This window comes from Agrobacterium sp. InxBP2, assembly GCF_026191755.1.
Taxonomy (GTDB): Bacteria; Pseudomonadota; Alphaproteobacteria; order Rhizobiales; family Rhizobiaceae; genus Agrobacterium; species Agrobacterium pusense.
In genome coordinates this window covers 444285-460639 of the sequence record NZ_JAINDY010000034.1, presented here as the reverse complement: position 1 = coordinate 460639, position 16355 = coordinate 444285, and the positions used below count along the sequence as shown (strand labels likewise).

Annotated in this window: 19 protein-coding genes; 5 read left to right on the top strand and 14 right to left on the bottom strand. The window is 57.4% G+C overall.

Going from position 1 to position 16355, the window contains the following annotated elements:
* Nucleotides 1-53: 53 nt before the first annotated feature.
* The 5 genes from K7A42_RS24075 to K7A42_RS24055 all read left to right on the top strand — a co-directional run bounded on the left by K7A42_RS24075 (nucleotide 54) and on the right by K7A42_RS24055 (nucleotide 3121).
* On the top strand, nucleotides 54-875 hold the full coding sequence (locus K7A42_RS24075; protein WP_282456029.1) for a TIGR04255 family protein: 822 nt from the start codon (nucleotides 54-56) through the stop codon (nucleotides 873-875).
* On the top strand, nucleotides 868-1491 hold the full coding sequence (locus K7A42_RS24070; RefSeq protein ID WP_282456028.1) for a hypothetical protein: 624 nt from the start codon (nucleotides 868-870) through the stop codon (nucleotides 1489-1491). Before K7A42_RS24075 ends, K7A42_RS24070 begins: the two co-directional genes overlap by 8 nt.
* Nucleotides 1492-1601: 110 nt before the next feature.
* A complete protein-coding gene (locus K7A42_RS24065) occupies nucleotides 1602-2012 on the top strand; it encodes a hypothetical protein (protein WP_282456027.1) in 411 nt (136 codons plus the stop codon).
* A 270-nt stretch (nucleotides 2013-2282) separates the two neighbouring features.
* Nucleotides 2283-2501: a hypothetical protein gene (locus K7A42_RS24060; protein ID WP_282456026.1), complete on the top strand. Its 219-nt coding sequence runs from the start codon at nucleotides 2283-2285 to the stop codon at nucleotides 2499-2501.
* Between the two features lie 341 nt (nucleotides 2502-2842).
* Entirely contained in the window at nucleotides 2843-3121 is a 279-nt protein-coding gene (locus tag K7A42_RS24055; protein WP_282456025.1) for a hypothetical protein, read from the top strand.
* Here the strand turns inward: K7A42_RS24055 and K7A42_RS24050 are convergent.
* From K7A42_RS24050 to K7A42_RS23985, 14 genes are all read right to left on the bottom strand, one after another.
* Nucleotides 3115-3480 carry a hypothetical protein gene (locus tag K7A42_RS24050; RefSeq protein ID WP_282456024.1) on the bottom strand — a complete coding sequence of 122 codons (366 nt, stop codon included), beginning with the start codon at nucleotides 3478-3480 and terminating at the stop codon, nucleotides 3115-3117. The two genes, K7A42_RS24055 and K7A42_RS24050, sit on opposite strands and share 7 nt — an antisense overlap.
* Before the next feature lie 54 nt (nucleotides 3481-3534).
* On the bottom strand, nucleotides 3535-3687 hold the full coding sequence (locus K7A42_RS24045) for a hypothetical protein (RefSeq protein WP_282456023.1): 153 nt from the start codon (nucleotides 3685-3687) through the stop codon (nucleotides 3535-3537).
* A gap of 14 nt (nucleotides 3688-3701) precedes the next feature.
* Nucleotides 3702-3968 (bottom strand): DUF982 domain-containing protein, encoded by a 267-nt coding sequence (locus tag K7A42_RS24040; RefSeq protein WP_282456022.1) that lies wholly within the window; start codon nucleotides 3966-3968, stop codon nucleotides 3702-3704.
* Nucleotides 3969-3998: 30 nt separating this feature from the next.
* Entirely contained in the window at nucleotides 3999-5054 is a 1056-nt protein-coding gene (gene ligD, locus K7A42_RS24035; RefSeq protein WP_282456021.1) for a non-homologous end-joining DNA ligase, read from the bottom strand.
* A gap of 41 nt (nucleotides 5055-5095) precedes the next feature.
* Nucleotides 5096-5710 carry a hypothetical protein gene (locus tag K7A42_RS24030; RefSeq protein WP_234823801.1) on the bottom strand — a complete coding sequence of 205 codons (615 nt, stop codon included), beginning with the start codon at nucleotides 5708-5710 and terminating at the stop codon, nucleotides 5096-5098.
* Between the two features lie 177 nt (nucleotides 5711-5887).
* On the bottom strand, nucleotides 5888-6142 hold the full coding sequence (locus K7A42_RS24025) for a hypothetical protein (RefSeq protein ID WP_282456020.1): 255 nt from the start codon (nucleotides 6140-6142) through the stop codon (nucleotides 5888-5890).
* Nucleotides 6142-7143, bottom strand: a complete 1002-nt coding sequence (locus K7A42_RS24020) for a glycoside hydrolase family 19 protein (protein ID WP_282456019.1) — start codon at nucleotides 7141-7143, stop codon at nucleotides 6142-6144. Before K7A42_RS24020 ends, K7A42_RS24025 begins: the two co-directional genes overlap by 1 nt.
* A 145-nt stretch (nucleotides 7144-7288) precedes the next feature.
* A complete protein-coding gene (locus K7A42_RS24015; RefSeq protein WP_282456018.1) occupies nucleotides 7289-7684 on the bottom strand; it encodes a hypothetical protein in 396 nt (131 codons plus the stop codon).
* A complete protein-coding gene (locus K7A42_RS24010) occupies nucleotides 7684-9264 on the bottom strand; it encodes a hypothetical protein (protein ID WP_282456017.1) in 1581 nt (526 codons plus the stop codon). The genes K7A42_RS24015 and K7A42_RS24010 overlap by 1 nt, the downstream gene beginning before the upstream one ends.
* A 7-nt stretch (nucleotides 9265-9271) precedes the next feature.
* Nucleotides 9272-12202 carry a phage tail protein gene (locus K7A42_RS24005; RefSeq protein WP_282456016.1) on the bottom strand — a complete coding sequence of 977 codons (2931 nt, stop codon included), beginning with the start codon at nucleotides 12200-12202 and terminating at the stop codon, nucleotides 9272-9274.
* 33 nt (nucleotides 12203-12235) lie between these two features.
* A complete protein-coding gene (locus tag K7A42_RS24000; RefSeq protein WP_282456015.1) occupies nucleotides 12236-12664 on the bottom strand; it encodes a GNAT family N-acetyltransferase in 429 nt (142 codons plus the stop codon).
* On the bottom strand, nucleotides 12664-13329 hold the full coding sequence (locus tag K7A42_RS23995) for a hypothetical protein (protein ID WP_282456014.1): 666 nt from the start codon (nucleotides 13327-13329) through the stop codon (nucleotides 12664-12666). Before K7A42_RS23995 ends, K7A42_RS24000 begins: the two co-directional genes overlap by 1 nt.
* A 9-nt stretch (nucleotides 13330-13338) precedes the next feature.
* On the bottom strand, nucleotides 13339-13983 hold the full coding sequence (locus K7A42_RS23990) for a hypothetical protein (protein ID WP_282456013.1): 645 nt from the start codon (nucleotides 13981-13983) through the stop codon (nucleotides 13339-13341).
* Nucleotides 13984-14016: 33 nt separating this feature from the next.
* Nucleotides 14017-16335 carry a phage tail length tape measure family protein gene (locus K7A42_RS23985; RefSeq protein ID WP_282456012.1) on the bottom strand — a complete coding sequence of 773 codons (2319 nt, stop codon included), beginning with the start codon at nucleotides 16333-16335 and terminating at the stop codon, nucleotides 14017-14019.
* Nucleotides 16336-16355: the final 20 nt, after the last annotated feature.

Below are 16355 nucleotides of genomic sequence, written 5' to 3'. Positions count from 1 at the left end.
TGACAAAGTTGGCTTGGGACCCTATAGGAAAATAAAGCATCAAGGGGTTGACTGTGACGTTCGTTCCAAAAAGTGGGAAACATGCGATCGCCGAAGTGGTTTTCGGACTGGTCTTAGATAAGGCTTTCGAGCCAAACCAGATCGAGACTTTGGTGAAAAACCACTACCGCTGGAAAGAGCATTTGCCACGAGTATCTCGCGGGGGCGGAGTTCAGTTGATGTTCGGTTCTGGCTTCCCGCCGCCGCAGATTCAGATGCCTATGGAGGCGAGCGTCTCGTTTGAACGAGTGAACCCGGATGGCACCCTAAATTGGCGCCTGAAAATCGAACAAAACACCATTTTTGTAAATTGTTTGGATTATACGCGCTGGACCGAAATATGGGGAACGGCAAGAGAGTACCTAAAACTTGTAGTGTCGCTAACGGAAACAGAAGCCAAACTTACAAGCGCCCTCCTGCAGTATATTGATGTTTTCGAGTGGAACCAATCCGTCGATACGTTTGATATTCATGAACTTCTTCGTGTCGGCAACGAGTACATCCCTGCGTCGATGGGCGCGCGGGGCCACCTGTTCCACCTTCATCAAGGATGGTATTCCTCAATCGAGACTGCTCGCCGATTGGTGAGAGTGCACGTCGACGGCGTGGAAGAGTTCGAATTCGTTGGCGATCCAAACAATCCTCACCGCGTATCTCCCATTGTGAAAATTGATACCTATCTTCAGGATCAGTTAAATGAACCTGTGCCTACAATAAACGCGTTTGATTCGGGTTGGATCGATAGCTCGTTTTCTGACATGCATGACGAAAACAAAAATCTTCTTCGTGCATTTCTAACTGATGAGCTCTGCGGGAGGATTGGACTGAATGTCTAGTATCAGTGGGACTTTTGCCCAAAGTGATGCGGCCCTGACGCGGCTTCATGCTGCCACGTTGGGTCTTGATACCACGACAGGAATCACCGCTAACGCGCGCGTAAGTGACTTTGGATATTTTCGCCCGACAAATTATCTGGTCACGGGCTTTACATCTGTTGCGCTTGCATTGGGCGCGACAGGTTATGACTCGGAAACTTTACTTAACGGTTCCGCAGCCACGTTGGAGGTGTTTGCCCCAGTCATCGTTCGCTCAGCTCTTCCCGCATCGTTTGAAGAAGCAATCAAGGATATGAAAAGCTTCAATCTGCTCCAAGACGGTTGGGATGGAGTGGGAAGTATTAAACCAAATCGCAGTTTCATTGAGGCAGCAACAGCGTTTGTGGAAGCTCTGCCCTTAACCGCGCCAGCCCCGGAAGCGACTGTATCATCTGATGGAGCTGTTAGCTGGTTTTGGGATACCGACGATGTTTATGCGACAGCCTCTTTCTCGACGGACGGGAAGTATGCCTATTTTGCGCGAAACAGAGCGGATGGCAGAAAGGTTGGGGGCGTATCTGAAGCCTACCTAAGAGAAATTCCACAAGAGTTCTTGGAAATGCTCTCGGCGGCTTAACTGACATGGTGGATGAATCCGAGACATCCGCCGAGATTTGCTCATGCGAGCACGTCTCCCATGGGGAAATAGGCCCGGTAGCTGACGATGAAGAGCTCGCGAGAGTCATCATGAGCCCGGCGCATTTTAACAAAAACGGCGACCTTAAACCTGGCGCATTTCCCCTTAGTCACATCCGGCAGTCCGGTTTGTCGCTTTTCCGCACAAACAAAATGAGCAGAACTGACATAATCCGGATTGCCCAAGAAATTGCACCGGACCACCAAGCACCGCACAGCCTTGCGATTGCCCTCGCTGGCGAAGTACGTTCGATCGAAATAACAGAAGGTGAGCAGGCGCTGTGCGTCCTTGACGATCCGGTGCTGGATAGCCCGCCCTATCCGGACAACCCGGCCCATGCGATTGCAATTTCATCGACAGATCGCACAAGAGAAGAGTGCACACCCGAGGTGCTGGAGCTTCAGGAAGCGCTATTCAACAAATTCAAAGGTCAGCTGCGCCGGATACCTGACGAAGTTTAAAGGTGCGACGTGGAGTCTCACGTCCTGAACGGCGATTGCTTCCTGAAAACCCACCTTTTGTGGGGCAGAAGCAGCGATCCGTTCTAATTCCGTTCCAGCGAATTCATCTGAAACGGTCCGCAATCGGTCCGCCTGCTAGTTCTATTGCTGCCCGATTGACTCTTGCTCTCAAGAGAACATAATGAGAACATGCTTAAGAGTGAGATTGATCTAAGTTTTGAAAACTGGTGGAAGACTGTGAGGGGCGCAACCGAACAGGACAAAGCCCGAATGCGCCTTGCTTTCGTCGCAGGATGTAAATTCGTCGATAGCGCCAAGCCCAAGCCCTACCGTTTTCAATCCGGCCGGTGGGTCGTGAGCGTTCAGGCGACATCGAAACGGGAGGCGAAGATCATCGCCGCAGCGAAGCTTACACAGCGCGCCACCAAGTTGAAGTCCTCTCCACCGCCCGGAGGCTGGCGACTGCGCGAGCTCGTGGCTGATCAATGAGCGACCAGACCAACAAGGCCGGCGACGGCATTCACGAGAACCACTGGTGCGAGCATCCGGGCTGTAAGCAGTGGGGTGGGTTTGGCTACAGCAGGTCGAAGGCCGAGAAATCATCTTGGCACTGCTGGGAGCATTATCCTCAGAGGGATATGTTTAAGACCCATGATTGAAAAAGCCATGGATCGCAATAGAGGGGTGCAATTTCGCACCCGTGACATCTAATTTCTCGACTCCCCTTTGAAAGGTGATAGGCTGCCTTCATCGTCGCCAACCGAATTCGTAGGCGGTGACGACTGAGGGTTACTACGTGCTCCCGCCTATCTCGTGTGGAGGACGAGTTCTTGCCCCTTCCATCTTACTTCGATCACGACCTGCTTCGCCGCCTGCTTTTTCGCTGGGCAGCGAAGTTTACCGCTGACGAGCGAATGCAGAGCCGCATGGTCGAAAAAACGATAAGCGAAATAATCGAAGATTTCGCAGCCGCTGACCGCGACTCCAAGATCGATGTTGAGCTACTCGCGACGTTGCGACGCGTCGCGTTGCAGGAGTTCAGTGCGCATCCTCGGCCTTCCTTTGAGCATCGTTCAACGAGCGATCAGGGATCTTCCGCCGATCAGTGAAGCGTGGCCAAGGTTCCCGGTGGACCGAATAGCGCATCGGCTATTTCCCGGAGTTCCACACTATCGCCGCTCATGGAGTAGCCGCCGTGGTGGGAATTGGTTCGAGACGCAAAAACAAAAGGTACATTCGCGTTCTCTAGGATGCTCGCTGCGAACAACAGTGTCTGATCATCAACCTCGATATCAACGATTGCCGCGTCCACATTGCCCTCGGTGAGAGCCTCAAGCACGCGTCTTATCGACTGAACCGGCCCCACGACAGTGCTGCCTGCTGCCTCCAGCCGCTGGCGGCACACGGAAGTCAGCAAAAACCGGTGCTCTAAGATGATGATCGTCTTTCCTCTGAGTGCGCGCAACACGGGGACATCCTTTGCCTGCCTCCCAACAGTCGAATCCCATCTCGGTTCCCGCCGCTAACCTGCCTCGTGTGCGACGTCAGCCGCCAGACGCAGGAAGAGGCCGCTTGCCCTGAGAGACAGAAGCATGTTTAACGTCGCCGCCTCCCACAAGTTGGCAACGGAAGACCCCGTCGGCAGTACGAGGCTGCTGGCGGGTTCTTTCGTCAACTGAACACCATTTCTCACCAATCTCGCGCTTCGTCGTAGGGACTGACCGACAGCCCCGCCTCGTGAGCCGCGTCGACAAAAGCGAGACGCGCGTCTTCAGGTCGATCATCCAACCCATTTTCGAGAACGGCTGAGCAGACCATGAGCGCAGTCACATACGCCTGCGCTTCTGTGCTGCCGGGCCATTGATGAAGAAGAACCCGTGCGAGATCAGTGACGGTTTCGAGGGTTTCGAAATCACCCCAAAGGATCGTAATCGGCTCTATTCTGAATTCGCTCATGGGGCGAACCTACACGAAAAACGGCGGCGTTTAATCAAGACGGTACACGTCTGCGTTATCCTGCCTCTCCCTGAGCCCCTTATAGGCGGCATGGCGCAGTTTGCGATCGGGCGTCATCTGCCGAAACTCGATCTCCGCAATAAGCGTCGGTTGCACCCAAACGACCTCGCGCCGGCCGGAATAGACGACGGGCGGCTTCTTCTTACGCCATGGGAGCTTGTCGAGCGTGCGGCGGAGTTCGTTTGCCGTTCTCTCCTTAAAGCCCGTCCCGACGCTTCCAACATAGCGCAGTTCATCACCGTCATATGCGGCCAGCAATAGCGATGCAAAGCCGCCGCTGGCGGACATGGAGGGCTCATACCCCACGATCATGAACGGTTCCGACTGGACGCACTTCACCTTGATCCAGTCGCCCGTTCTACCGCTCCGATAGGGGCTGTTTCGATCCTTACCGATAATACCTTCCAGCCCGAGGCGACAGGCGTGCTCCAGCATCAGGCCGGGATTGTCGGTCTCTACCTCTTCCGATAGTAGGATGGCGCCATCGACGCCGGTCAGCATTTCTTCAAGCAAGTGCCGGCGGCTGCGGTACGGCAGTTCGCGCAGATCTCGGCCGTCGAGGTATAGGAGGTCGAATGCATAGAGAATGGCGTCCCCGGCCACTTTCTTGCCGCTGCGCGCGCCAATGGCACCTAAGCTATTTTGCAGCGCGTTGAAATCCGACCGTCCCCGTTCGTCCAGGACAACCGCCTCGCCGTCGATAATGAATGATGCCGGACCAAGATCGCGAGCCGCCCGCTCGATGGCTGGAAAGCGCGCCGCCCAGTCATAACCGCCGCGCGTCAATATCCGGACGCCGTTGGTATCGGCATGGACCGCGAGCCGGTAACCGTCCCATTTGATTTCCCATCCCCATTTTTCGCCCGCAGGCGGCTTTTGCTTCAGCAGCGCTAAGGCAGGATCAATGCGCGCCGGCATTGGCTCCAGTGGCAACGCGGGCTGAGCCGGATCACGACGACGCCGTGGCCGAGAGCGGAGGGGTTCGTCGTGCCTCAGAAGAGGCTTGGAGGTTCTGGGCTTCTTCATGGGGGAAGCCTACAGCCGAACCGTTTACAAAATGTTCGGCATCAGCTTCCCGGTGAAGCCTTCTCGCGCTCCATGCGGTCCACCCGCTGGCGAAGGTCTAGGATAACGTCTCTCGCGCCGTATACCGATCCCTGCGCCTGCTTTAAGTCGTCAATCTGTCTCTGCTGATCGGCGTCGGTATTTGCCTGGCTGGTCCACACCCTTTCCAGCTCGGCGCGCGGGACTTGTGCCTCGCGAACATCCTTTATCGAAATCTCCATCCGGTTACGGTCTTCAGCGCCGCGCGCTTGCCGGTACTCCATCTCCTGCCGCGTCACAATCTTTTCCGACAAAGCCAGGACAGCGTTTTCAAGCCGCGAGGTAGAGGAGTTGATCGGCCAGTAAGCCAATCCACCGATAACAGTGCAGAAGGTAATGGCTACGCCGATCGCCTGCCACTGAGGCTTATTGCGCTCCGACAGGTTGGACGATAGCGCCGATATAGAAGTGCGCATCTCGTTGGCAATGGCGGACATGCCATTCTCAACCTGCTTGAACCCGGCGCGCATCTCTGTCTCAAGGTCGCTTTGCCGGCGGCCAAGATTGGTGACCCGCTCGCCGAGCTGTGCCGTAACAGCATCGGTATAGCTGCGCTCGATGTTGCCGTTGTTCGCCATGTCGTCGTTTCCTGCCATTACCCCAGCCCTAAACATCTATGCCATCACTTGCGGCACGCAGCGTCAGCCGCGCATTGCCTGTTATTCGAGTTTATCGCCGGACCGGCTGTTTCATCTTGTGAGGCCAAGCGCGCTGCCTGCGGATCCGAGAACTTGACGAAGCTGTAACCTGCCCCGTTAGTCGCAGGCGCGGTCTGGCAAGCCGCTATCGCGCATGAAAACAAGGCAACGATGGCGATCCGACATGTTGCGGAAAGAGGCATTATTCTTCTCCAGATTGTTGATGCGGTTGACCGCTTCCTTTGCCGCCTCGATTTGCGCGGCAGACTTCCCCTCGCGCTTGCCGACGTGAAACGAGGCAATCGATAGAAGCGCAGCGCCGAGAACCGCCGCGGCGCCGAGCTTGACCCAACCGGGAACGAGCTTCCACATTAGGCCATCTCCCTGACCTGGGCGGACACAGCCTTTGCGTCGGCCCTCTTGCGCCAGAGGAGAAAAGCGCCGGCGATACCGAACGCGAGAAGAACCAGGGCAAGGTTCTGCCAGGGCATCGAGCCGACCGCCGCCAGACCGGATGAAAGGCCGCCCCCGGTTACAACGGGCACGATAACCTCCTTCGACTTCCACCATGGCGCATCGAGGCTGGGCGGCGTGACTGCAACGGGCTTTTCTTCGGTCACTGGCGCGGCCTTGATCTGCACCTGCGCGACTTGGGCCTTCGGCGCGAGATCGACAAGCATCAGGTGAATGGCAGATCGCGTCTGCTGGCCGTCCAGCCCGTCCAGATTACCTTTGTAGTAACCCGCCCGTTTCGCGGCGCCCTGGAAGCCACGAACATCTTTGACATCATACCCCAACACCACGAGGCCAAGGCGCGTGTAATAGTCGAGCCGGTCGGCATAGCCGTTCAAGCCGCCATTGATCCGACGCGTGATCATCTCGGCGTCGTTGCGATCCGCATAGCGATTGAGGCTTTTCCTGTCCGGGTTACCCTCGTCCCAGTACCAGATCGCGGAAAGACCTTCCCACGGATCTGTATTGATCCGGTCCGGATTGGCAACGAAGTCAGGCGGATTGAGATCCTTGCGCTTACACCATTCATAGAAGGCTCGGATATTATAGCCGCCAGTTACCTGAATAGGGCCGCGCCCCCGGTTCTTATAGCCATCACCATCCTTTGCCGGCGTGTTTCCCAGATCCGTACGGGTGTCGTACCGCTCCTGCGACGGGGTAGGTCCCCAGATCTCGCGATCATACCGGAATGAACCGCTCTCGTGTAGCAGCTGCGCGAGGAAGGCGACGGCTCGATGAGGCAGATCGAGGCCGAACTCGGCGCCGTACTTGTTCAGAGCCATCATTACGGAGTTGAGATTGCTTTCATTCACGCGCGTTTTCGCAGCCGCGCGCACATGCGCGGCGGTTACAGCCGTCATTGGCCTTCTCCTGATTGTTGATTGACGGCGATCTCTTTGATCGCCATAGGTGAGCGACGCGCCGTATAATCAGGCAGCGGCATTGAGGCCCGGCGCTTACGAGGAGCGACGGGCCTCTTTTGTATTGCGAGTTATGGATGCCGGGTTACGCTACCGGCCAAGCGATGGGAGTGATTTCCGTAAGGAACTGCTCGACGGTTGGCTGCTGGCGTTGACCCGCCTGAACCTTGGCTAACTCGCCGTAAGCGTACGACCAAACATCGTCGCGCCACGCAACGAAGGCCTGAGCCTCTGCGGCCCATTCCGGTTTGGTTGACGCGGTATAGGAGGCGAGCGTCACGCCGTCGCGAAACTGACGCTCACGCGCTGTACTGTCGACAAGGTTCTGGATGGCGTTTTCGTAGTCCGTGATGGTGACCGGGTTGAGAAACGCAATCACTTCTTCGTCGTCATCAGGGAGAACTTCGCCTGTAAGCCACGGCTGCATTGCAAAGTAGAGGCCGATGAGTTTTCCGTTTTCGTCCCTTTCTACGTAATGCATCATGCCCCCCTTCTATCAGTCCAACCGTTGCAACCAAGATAATTTAAGTTTAGAGAGCCTGAATAAACCTGAACCATAAATTGAACTTGGCTTGAGGTGTTTGTATAAATGCCGTTGTATATGGTGAAGTTCTTAACGTCACCGGACAGCGTCGTTATGATTTGCGAAGGTGGCGTCTTGCCAGCGCTGGCAACGCCGGTTTGAACGTTACCTTGCGCTCCCTGCTCTTGGATCATGCTAAGAATAGGCTGTGTTACAATCCCGTCTGGTGTCGGCACCTGCAACAGCGTGGACGCCTGCGCTGCAGTGCTGTTTCTAACTTGTATCGATGTAACAAGCTCGAAAACATCATCTCGTTGCCGGATCTGAAGCAACACGCCCGACAATCTGGGCCAGCTGGCGACCCGCCTGTAATGGGTAAATCCTGCTGGATAGTTAGGCTGCGTTGTCGGGTTTAACGATTTCGACAGTCCGCGAGAGACAAGCGTTCCATTGCTGATGATAAAGCAGTGCCACCAACCATCACTAATAGCAGCATCAAACCTTGCCCCGTTTCCCACGCCCCAGGCTATATCAAGTTGCATTCCAGCGACTGCGGCATGGTTCATCAAAATGGGAGAAGCTTGCTCGCTGGCAACAATGCCGGCAGGAAAATCCAGATCGTTCGTTGCGTCAGCCGCATTATTCGACAGGTTGAAGCTGGGTGAGATGTAGCCTGCAACCGGAAGCCCACCGATGGCCGCTTTTAGTTCGGCTTGCGTTGCCTTTCTGCCGGTCTTGCCCGTTGTGTCACCGAATGCCACGATATCGCCAGAAGCGACACCACCAGCCGGGCCCGAGAAATCACCCGTCCCTGTTCCGTCCTCGCCTTTTGGAAGCCCGAAATCCAACCGGATTACACCCGGCGATACCGGCACCAGCGTTACCTCGGCATCCGACCCAGCCGGAAGCGTCTCGGTGGGGCCAATGGTAATATCTGTATACGGGCCAGCGCCTCCCACAGGACCGGTGATGTAGAATGGAACAGTCCAGTCACCAGCCGCCGCACTCTTCTTCGTATAGAATGCTGACCGGCCGTCACCGATGTTTGCCACCAGCACTCGGAAGCCTTCAGCCTCGCCGTCATAGGCGGCACGGTCGGCAAGGGTTGGCACCTCCTCGTCAAACTTCACGCCTTGAAGAAGGTCTTCCAGATCGATGACGGTTGCGCTGTTTGCGCCGGTAAACAGAAGCAGTTTATTCGATCCGGGCGTGACCCCGGCGGTTGCCGCCAGCGCCGGATTGTTGAGGCGCTGGATATAGGTCGCCAGAGCCTGCGCATTGGCGACCGTCTGTTGCCCGTAGGCCGTATCGCGCACGATGGCATAGGAATAGGTGCCGGTAGGCCCGGCCCATTTCAGGGCGGCCGTTATTACCGTGTCGCTGTCGACGGTGGCAATCGGCATGGGATTGCCACCGTCAAACTCGACATAGATCGTGCCGCCGATGATCAGGCTGACTTCCCAAGCCGTATCGGTTCCGACCACAGCTGAGCTGCCCGACACCAGATCAATGGTGCCAGCCGTATAAGGTGCTGTCATTCCTATGCTACCTCTTGAACGCTTGCGCAACGATCGTGGAATTGACAGGGGTCGCCCCCTGCGGCGTTGCGGTCAGCCTGAACGTGGTTTGGGTTCTGTTGCTTGGCGGATTGAACAGATACGTTGTAGATCCCAGCAATCGCGCGGCACCTGCCGGCGGTGTCGTTTTCGAGAACACAAGGAAGGTCTCGACATCGACGTTGTCAGTGACGTTTCGTAGAGTGAAGCTTACGTACTGCTGATCGGTGGACGTTCCAGAATACACCTTTCCGACCACATCCACCTGCACACGCGGCGAGCCGAGGCCGTGCGTAAGGGTGATGTCGACAGAGCCGTTCCCAGGCAGGGTTTCGGATGCCGCCGCGGTGATAGCGCCGGGATCAATGTTCGACGTACGGACAATGAGGTTGTTAATCTGAGCCATATCGATAAGGGCATTGATGATCTTCACCACGCCACCCTCGATGGCAAAGACCGAATAGGCGGTCGTACCATCCGATACTGAGAACTGATCGACCTTGATCGCCATGCGCGACCTCTGGAAGCCGGCAAAGGTGTAAAGCTCCAGGAAGAAACCGGTGTCCTTGTACGCCTGCCCGACGCCACCCCTCAGAAGCACAGAGAAGCGGGCGTCGACGCCGGACGGAGCCGCGACTGCCTGAAACTTTACAAGCCCCTGCGCGAAACGATCACCAAGCTCAGCTGAAACGCCTAGCAGGCTTTCCGACAATGCCTCGTCTGCACTGACGCGCGCTGTCTCCTCCGTAATGATCTTCGCATTAGCCTCATCCACGGACGCCGAAACCAGCCCGACGCGTTGCGCCATGGCCTCATTTTCCGTGACACGCACCCGTCGTTCGTCGATGATTTCCGCACGGGCTGTCCCCAGTTCGGCACGGATCTCCTCGCGATCGACCTGTCCCACGGCGCCAACGAGAGAGAACGCCGAAAGACCTTCCTCATAACGACGATTGAAATCGTCCATCTCTTTTTGCAGTTCGGCGAAACGCTGGCGCACTGCTGTGCCGATCGTCGTCAAATCGACAACGACATCGATATCTTTGGCACCGAGGCGGACATTTGGCGTCGTCACGAGCATGTAGCCAGACCAAGAGGTCGGACGGTCTCCACCAGGAATGTAGCGACCACGGACACCATAGGTCTCGTTTGGCAAAAGGGCGTGCGAGGCAATCAGCGAACCCGCCTGGGGCTGGTCGGTCCTTCCCTCACTTACCTTTTCAAGGCTCGATTGCAGCCGCACCTCGTACTCGACAGCGATAACGTCATCGAGACGTCCATCTGTGTTGTCCCATGTGATGCGGATGGCTGGGCGTCTGGATTCACCGAAGCTGTCGGTCAGAATCCATGGCTCGACAAACCAGTCGATGATCGGCTGTGGCGTCGGACGAATGACGCCGAGCTGACCGTCAACAGGCGGCTTGAACTCGGTATCGCTGCTCCAGTCATAGTCCGACGGGTCAACCTCAGTGATGTCGATCATCACATCGAGGTTGGCGCGGTCGGCAACGCCGTCAATCCGCATCAGCTTGGAAATGTAGCCGTTGCGCTCCGATGTCCACGAAAACACCGTTCCCGGTGTTGCGTAGGCCCAGAACTTCGGCGGCAGCACAATCGTATGCCTGCGGAAGCGTCGAGCCTCCTCAAGCGCCGATTTCATCAAGCGCTGCACCTGTTCCGGATAAGGAACGAAGTTCAGGTCGACGTCAGCCATCAGGCGGCGATTGCCGTCGATCGCTTCAAGGTCCGTTCGATAGAGCGGCGGTGCGGTCTTGGCGACCCAACCATCTGCCGGCGAAGGATAGTTTGCCGAAACACCGTTGATGGTGTCAGCCAGTCCGAGGAACGGCGTGAACTCCTGCTCTTCCGTCGAAAGGATATCGTCGTCGGTGAAGGCGATGACCGGAGCATCAGGTGCACCGGAGTGCAGATAATAGACGCCGCCGACTTCCGAAATCCTGCCTTGGCAAGCCGTCAGCAACGCTTCGACAGCGGAGGTCAGCGGTGCATCAATCTGGATCTCGCCGCCGCTTCGGTAGGTGTTTACCCAGCCGGTCGACTCCAGTGTGCCTGCGCGATGCTTCTCGATCTGGGCTATCCACGCTGCGGCAGGCAGGCGGGACGAGGACAGGTTTTGCAGGCCATAGAACCATTGGCCGTTATAGGTGATGCCGCGCAGTAGATTGTAGATCTGCACTGCAGGCAGGAAGTCACCATCGCCTCCCCACGTCGCCGGATCGGCAAAACGCTGCGGACCAACGCCGCCTTGCGTGCTGTCACGCGAGAGGTCGTAGAGGCGCAGCCCTTCGAGCACGAACTTGAAGGACGGCACACCCGAAAACATGTTCTTCGAGACGCGAGCCGTCACGATGGCATAAGCAACGCCGCGCCCTATACGATCCGGGTTCCACCACCTGTTGCCGTTCGAAACCGACGTAAGCAGGAAGCTATCCGCCGTCGTCTGCGTGCCGTCGTAAAACTTGACCCAGAGGCTGTCCGGATACTGGTTGACGGCATAGCCGCGATCCGTCAGCCCGCCGAGCGTCACGAGCTCGCCATTGACCCAGACCTCAGCAAGGCCGCGCACCGGCAGATCAGACAGCGCAATAACCTGCGTCAGATAGGCGTTCGGCGTATCGCCGTCCTGCCCCCAGGTATTGACGAACACGAGGGAGCCGGCGGTCGCGGTGCGACCCATAATGAAGGAGCGAGGAACATCCCCGCCGCCCTGCAGTGTGCCGTTGATCGAGAAGGTCGGGTCTTTTGGCTTGCCGGCAAGCGACTGAGCAAGAAGGCTGAGGCCGACACCAACGGCTGTTCTCAGCAGGAACGCACCGACTGCGCCGAGGCCGCCGATAAATCCAGAGACAGCCGAAATCGCGCCGCCGATCGCAGCCGCGATGCCAGAAAAGATAGCCATCGATTTTCCTTGGGATGCGCCTGCGCCGCGCCGCTAGAGCGGCTTCATGAAGTGTGTTTCGACAGCGCTGTAGCCGCGCCGCTCGTAGAGGCTGGAGACGTCATTGGTTGAGAGCGAAGCCATGCCAGCGGAGACGCAGCCGACCGACCGCGCCCACGCCTCATAAGCGTCTAGCATCCTGATCGCGCCTCGGCCTCGCCCTTTCGGGGTTACGAACCAGACTGTTTCCTTGGCAATTCGGCCAGCGCCGAACGGGTGCTCAAAAGCACAGGCCATCAGCACACCGTGCGCGGGATCTCCCACGACGAAAACGCAGGCCATGTCCGACGCCAGATGCTGCTGAAACAGCCGATCGGCGTAAGCTGCTTGAAACGGGAACGTGAACCCGGCGGCCTCGTGGCTTTCACGAAGAAGTGCCACAACGCGGTCGCGGTCCTCGTCGGTGGCGAAGCGGACGTCCATCAGAAGATTCCTAAAAACTTTTTCTTCTTCGGCTGCGTGGCAACCTTACCCTTTTCGGAGCCCCAGAAGAATTCCCACTCGGACGAGGTGTCAGCATCGGTGAAGAACGCATCACCAGCCTGTCGCAGAACCTGCGTGGCGTGACTGCGCGTCGACGGGTTAGACCGCGTCATTTCCTGCGTGTGGCTGGCGCAAACCATCGTCACGCTGCCTTCCTCATTTTCGGAAGGCGTGTTGATCGTGATTGTGTCGACGAAGCCAACGAAGCGGCATTCGGCCGGCGCCACCATCTGGCGGCTGTCCGGATCGAACAGGCCCCGGTAAATCTCGACGCGGGCCTGGCGGCAATCGTACTGCCGCACCAGCGTCTGCACGTGCTCGCTGACCTGCGACAGGCGGATATTGACGTTCTGGACCGAGAGGTTGGCGACGAGCGGAATGTCATCGATCTGCACCAGCGTGCCGGAGCCGTACCAATCACGCGTCACTGGCAAGCCTGTGTCCGGATGCACGATCGCCGCCGACACGTTTCCGACGTCAGACCACATGCCGTCAGTGACCGGCGCGCCAGTCGCTCGATCGCGCGCAACAAACCAGAGGAAGTCACGCGCCACCAGCTGCCGCGCCTCAAGCGCAGCAAGGTTTTCTGCTGATATGTATCTCATTGATACCCCTTACCGGGCTTCAATCGCCTGAAACGTGACCGTGCCGCGACCTGTGGCCATGTCGGCAGTCGTCGAGATCGAGCCGGGCACGATCGCCATGATGCAGGACGGTTTGACGAGAGTTGCGGCGACGGGCGCCGCTACCCCCGGCCACAGATGCGGTCGAACCTCGAACTGCGTTGTCTCGCCGCCAGCGCTGGCCGTCATAGACTCCATGACCATGTGCAGATCTTTGTCGCCGATCTGGATGTAATCGCCTACCGAGACCTTGTAGCCATCAGGCAGGCCAGACAGCGAGATTGCCTTGCGGTTACTCGCAATCGTGGCCACCTGCCCTACCCCGTCGAACACGCCGCCCGTTGGCCAACTGCCGTTCGGATACGCCACCGGGAAACAGCGAGACTTCGGGAATGCGCGGAACGTCTTGAGCCCGTTTTCCAAGCTCGTCAGCCGCGCACGCCAATAGTCCAGCTCGTTTGGCTTCATCGAGCGCGATTGTGCCGTAATCTGCCAGAGCGGCGAGCCCATGTCCTTCACGACCGTCCGTCCGCCTGCTGTGCGCGACTGTTCTTGTCGCCACAGCAGGCTGAATTCGGTCGACCAGCCTGGGAACTCGTCGAAAAACGAGGTTGGGAGCGGGTATGTGATTGTCATTGTGAATTACTCCGCTCGTCCTCTTAGCGATACCTAGCGCAACTTAATGTTTTTGTCCGGCGCGCTGCGAACAGTGCTTAGGATCGTTGCCTTCAAGTCGCGCTGTGTTCGCTGAAGACTGGCGTCTATTCTCGCTACTGCCGCAGCGTCGGCGCCGCGAGCATCGATCACTGGCGAGAACGTGACAGCAACACGCGACCCAGCACCGCCCCCAACCGATTTCAAGTCTGGAAGTGACGGAGCGCTTAGTGCGGAGGCTAGTCTGTGGTTTGGAATAACCTGCTCGCCACCACCAAAGCGAACCAGTTCCGGGCCTTTTTCACCGACAAGCGCTAAGCCCGATTTGGCCGACGACGTCCCAGACGCGTACATTGGCAACGGCGCGGATGGGAAGTAGTTTTTCCCCAGTCCGCCACCGCCACCAAACAGGCTGAACAGTCCTCCCAGAAGCCCGCCACTACCACCGGCCGCGCTATTTACCTGGAAGATGCTTTCGAGAACATCGTCGAGGAGCGCATCAGCTATGCGACTGAGTGCGTTTGCGAATGCATCCGCAGCACTTTCGCCATGGATGAGATCGTCGATAAAGCCGCGCGTGGCGTCCCTTGCGACGTTGTTCCACTCATTCAGCTTTTGCTGTTGCTCTTGCGCTTTCCTAAGGGCCTCAGACTGCCGAGCATATGCGGCTGCCTCCTGCTCGATCGCAGCAACCTTGTCGGGCGAAAGCTTGATACTCTCGATGTCCTTTTCACCCTTCTTACGAGCCTCCTCACGGAGATCCGCAAGCGCTCGCTGCTCCAGGTCCAAAGCCGTCCGGCGCTTGACTTGAGCCTCGTTCGACAGGCCGATCAGACTCATCTCTTGACGCAAAGCTTCAGTTCGATCGCGGATCGACTGCAAATCCTCCGCCAACCTGTCGGATGCGGTCTTCTTTGGCGCCCTTGCTCGCTTTGGCGCGCCAAAGCCACGGTTTTTGTCAGTATCCAGGTCTGACGGCCGGCGATCCGGAACTGGGCCGCCGTCAGGCAGAGGAAACTGCGTTCCTTGGATTGTGGCGTCAGCACCAAACTGTGAATCCTGTCGGCCAGCGCCACGCCACGTTCTCGGATCATTTATTCGAGACGTCGCTACCGACGTCACCTCATTCACCTTCTGAACGCTATCCGCTGCAGATAGGGCTGCAGCAGCGAGCTCTCTGAACTTGGCCGCGAAATCTGAGGTCGCCTGCAAGCCTGTGCTATTGATGGCTGCAGACAGTGCGTTCTGAACTCGCTCGACTTCGGCCGCCTGGGTTTTTCCTTCTTCAGCTGCCTTTGCAAACTCTGCGAATGCAGATTGGAGGTTCTTAATCACCGTGGCTTCTTCGCCAGCGGATTGCAGATCGCGTTCAAGGGCACCAAAGGACAGACGGGTGTCTTCTATTTCCTTCCGAACATCAGCAAGCGTGTTGGTGTTTATTATCTCGGCGCCCCTTTGGAGGTCGGCACCATCCTGCGCGCGCTTTAGTTGGTCAGCATATTCACGCAACGCGGGGACTGCATCCCCCCACCTTTCAGCAACCGCCGCAATGAGGGCGGCCTGTTCTTTCAGCAGTTCAGCCGATTTACCCCCTTCTGACATCACCGTGGAGAAGTATTGAAACGCAGCAGTTCCTGCGGCGATCACGCCAATCGTGACGAGTGAAAGAGGAGAGATGACCGACGCGAAGGCAGCAGCTAGTCCCTGACCAACACCCTGCCCGCTATCCTTGATTTGCTGCAGCACAGCCGAAAGCTGAGTGCCTTGCTGCAAGGCAATTTGAATGGGAGACATCCCCATTGCAGCTGTAACGCCGATATCTTGCAGCTGAGCCGCGATATTAGCCGTATTGAAGCTGTTGCCGCTACTGGTGGTAACCGTCGCCTTAATGGCCGCGTTTCTGCCCTTGATAGCTGCAGTAGACGCCAACGCCGCTTGCCGCTCTCTCTGAATCGCCGCAGCCATCTCATTCGCGGAGATCGCGCCGGCGGCATGCGCTTGACGAATTTCCGCAACAGCGCTCTTATAATTTGAAATCGTCGCGAACAACGGGCTGTATTTGGCGCGGAGGCGATCAAGTTCTTTCTGCTGGTCAGCAAGAACGCCATTCCACTCCTTTGCGGCAGACGTACCGATGCCAACCATGCTGTTGATACGGTCCTGCATCGAGGTAGTCAGGGAATTGTTGATCGCCTTGCCAGTAGCTGCAAATCTTTTTTCAATCCCGCTCGAAGCCTGCCCGACGTCGGATACAAGCCGATTAAGGGACCGCTTAACGGTTGCAAGGTCGGTACTGATTGAGATAATCAGGTCGTCGCTATCGTTGCCAGCCACGTACGGCTCCTAACGTGAAA

What these genes read in the sequence shown, in the direction of transcription:
- K7A42_RS24015 (WP_282456018.1), bottom strand. Translation starts at nt 7,684, where the DNA reads ATGCATTACGTAGAAAGGGACGAAAACGGAAAACTCATCGGCCTCTAC.
- K7A42_RS24040 (WP_282456022.1), bottom strand. Translation starts at nt 3,968, where the DNA reads ATGAGCGAATTCAGAATAGAGCCGATTACGATCCTTTGGGGTGATTTC.
- K7A42_RS24010 (WP_282456017.1), bottom strand. Translation starts at nt 9,264, where the DNA reads ATGACAGCACCTTATACGGCTGGCACCATTGATCTGGTGTCGGGCAGC.
- K7A42_RS24065 (WP_282456027.1), top strand. Translation starts at nt 1,602, where the DNA reads ATGAGCCCGGCGCATTTTAACAAAAACGGCGACCTTAAACCTGGCGCA.
- K7A42_RS24060 (WP_282456026.1), top strand. Translation starts at nt 2,283, where the DNA reads ATGCGCCTTGCTTTCGTCGCAGGATGTAAATTCGTCGATAGCGCCAAG.
- K7A42_RS23990 (WP_282456013.1), bottom strand. Translation starts at nt 13,983, where the DNA reads ATGACAATCACATACCCGCTCCCAACCTCGTTTTTCGACGAGTTCCCA.
- K7A42_RS24005 (WP_282456016.1), bottom strand. Translation starts at nt 12,202, where the DNA reads ATGGCTATCTTTTCTGGCATCGCGGCTGCGATCGGCGGCGCGATTTCG.
- K7A42_RS24000 (WP_282456015.1), bottom strand. Translation starts at nt 12,664, where the DNA reads ATGGACGTCCGCTTCGCCACCGACGAGGACCGCGACCGCGTTGTGGCA.
- K7A42_RS24070 (WP_282456028.1), top strand. Translation starts at nt 868, where the DNA reads ATGTCTAGTATCAGTGGGACTTTTGCCCAAAGTGATGCGGCCCTGACG.
- K7A42_RS24020 (WP_282456019.1), bottom strand. Translation starts at nt 7,143, where the DNA reads ATGACGGCTGTAACCGCCGCGCATGTGCGCGCGGCTGCGAAAACGCGC.
- K7A42_RS24030 (WP_234823801.1), bottom strand. Translation starts at nt 5,710, where the DNA reads ATGGCGAACAACGGCAACATCGAGCGCAGCTATACCGATGCTGTTACG.
- K7A42_RS23995 (WP_282456014.1), bottom strand. Translation starts at nt 13,329, where the DNA reads ATGAGATACATATCAGCAGAAAACCTTGCTGCGCTTGAGGCGCGGCAG.
- ligD (WP_282456021.1), bottom strand. Translation starts at nt 5,054, where the DNA reads ATGAAGAAGCCCAGAACCTCCAAGCCTCTTCTGAGGCACGACGAACCC.
- K7A42_RS24025 (WP_282456020.1), bottom strand. Translation starts at nt 6,142, where the DNA reads ATGTGGAAGCTCGTTCCCGGTTGGGTCAAGCTCGGCGCCGCGGCGGTT.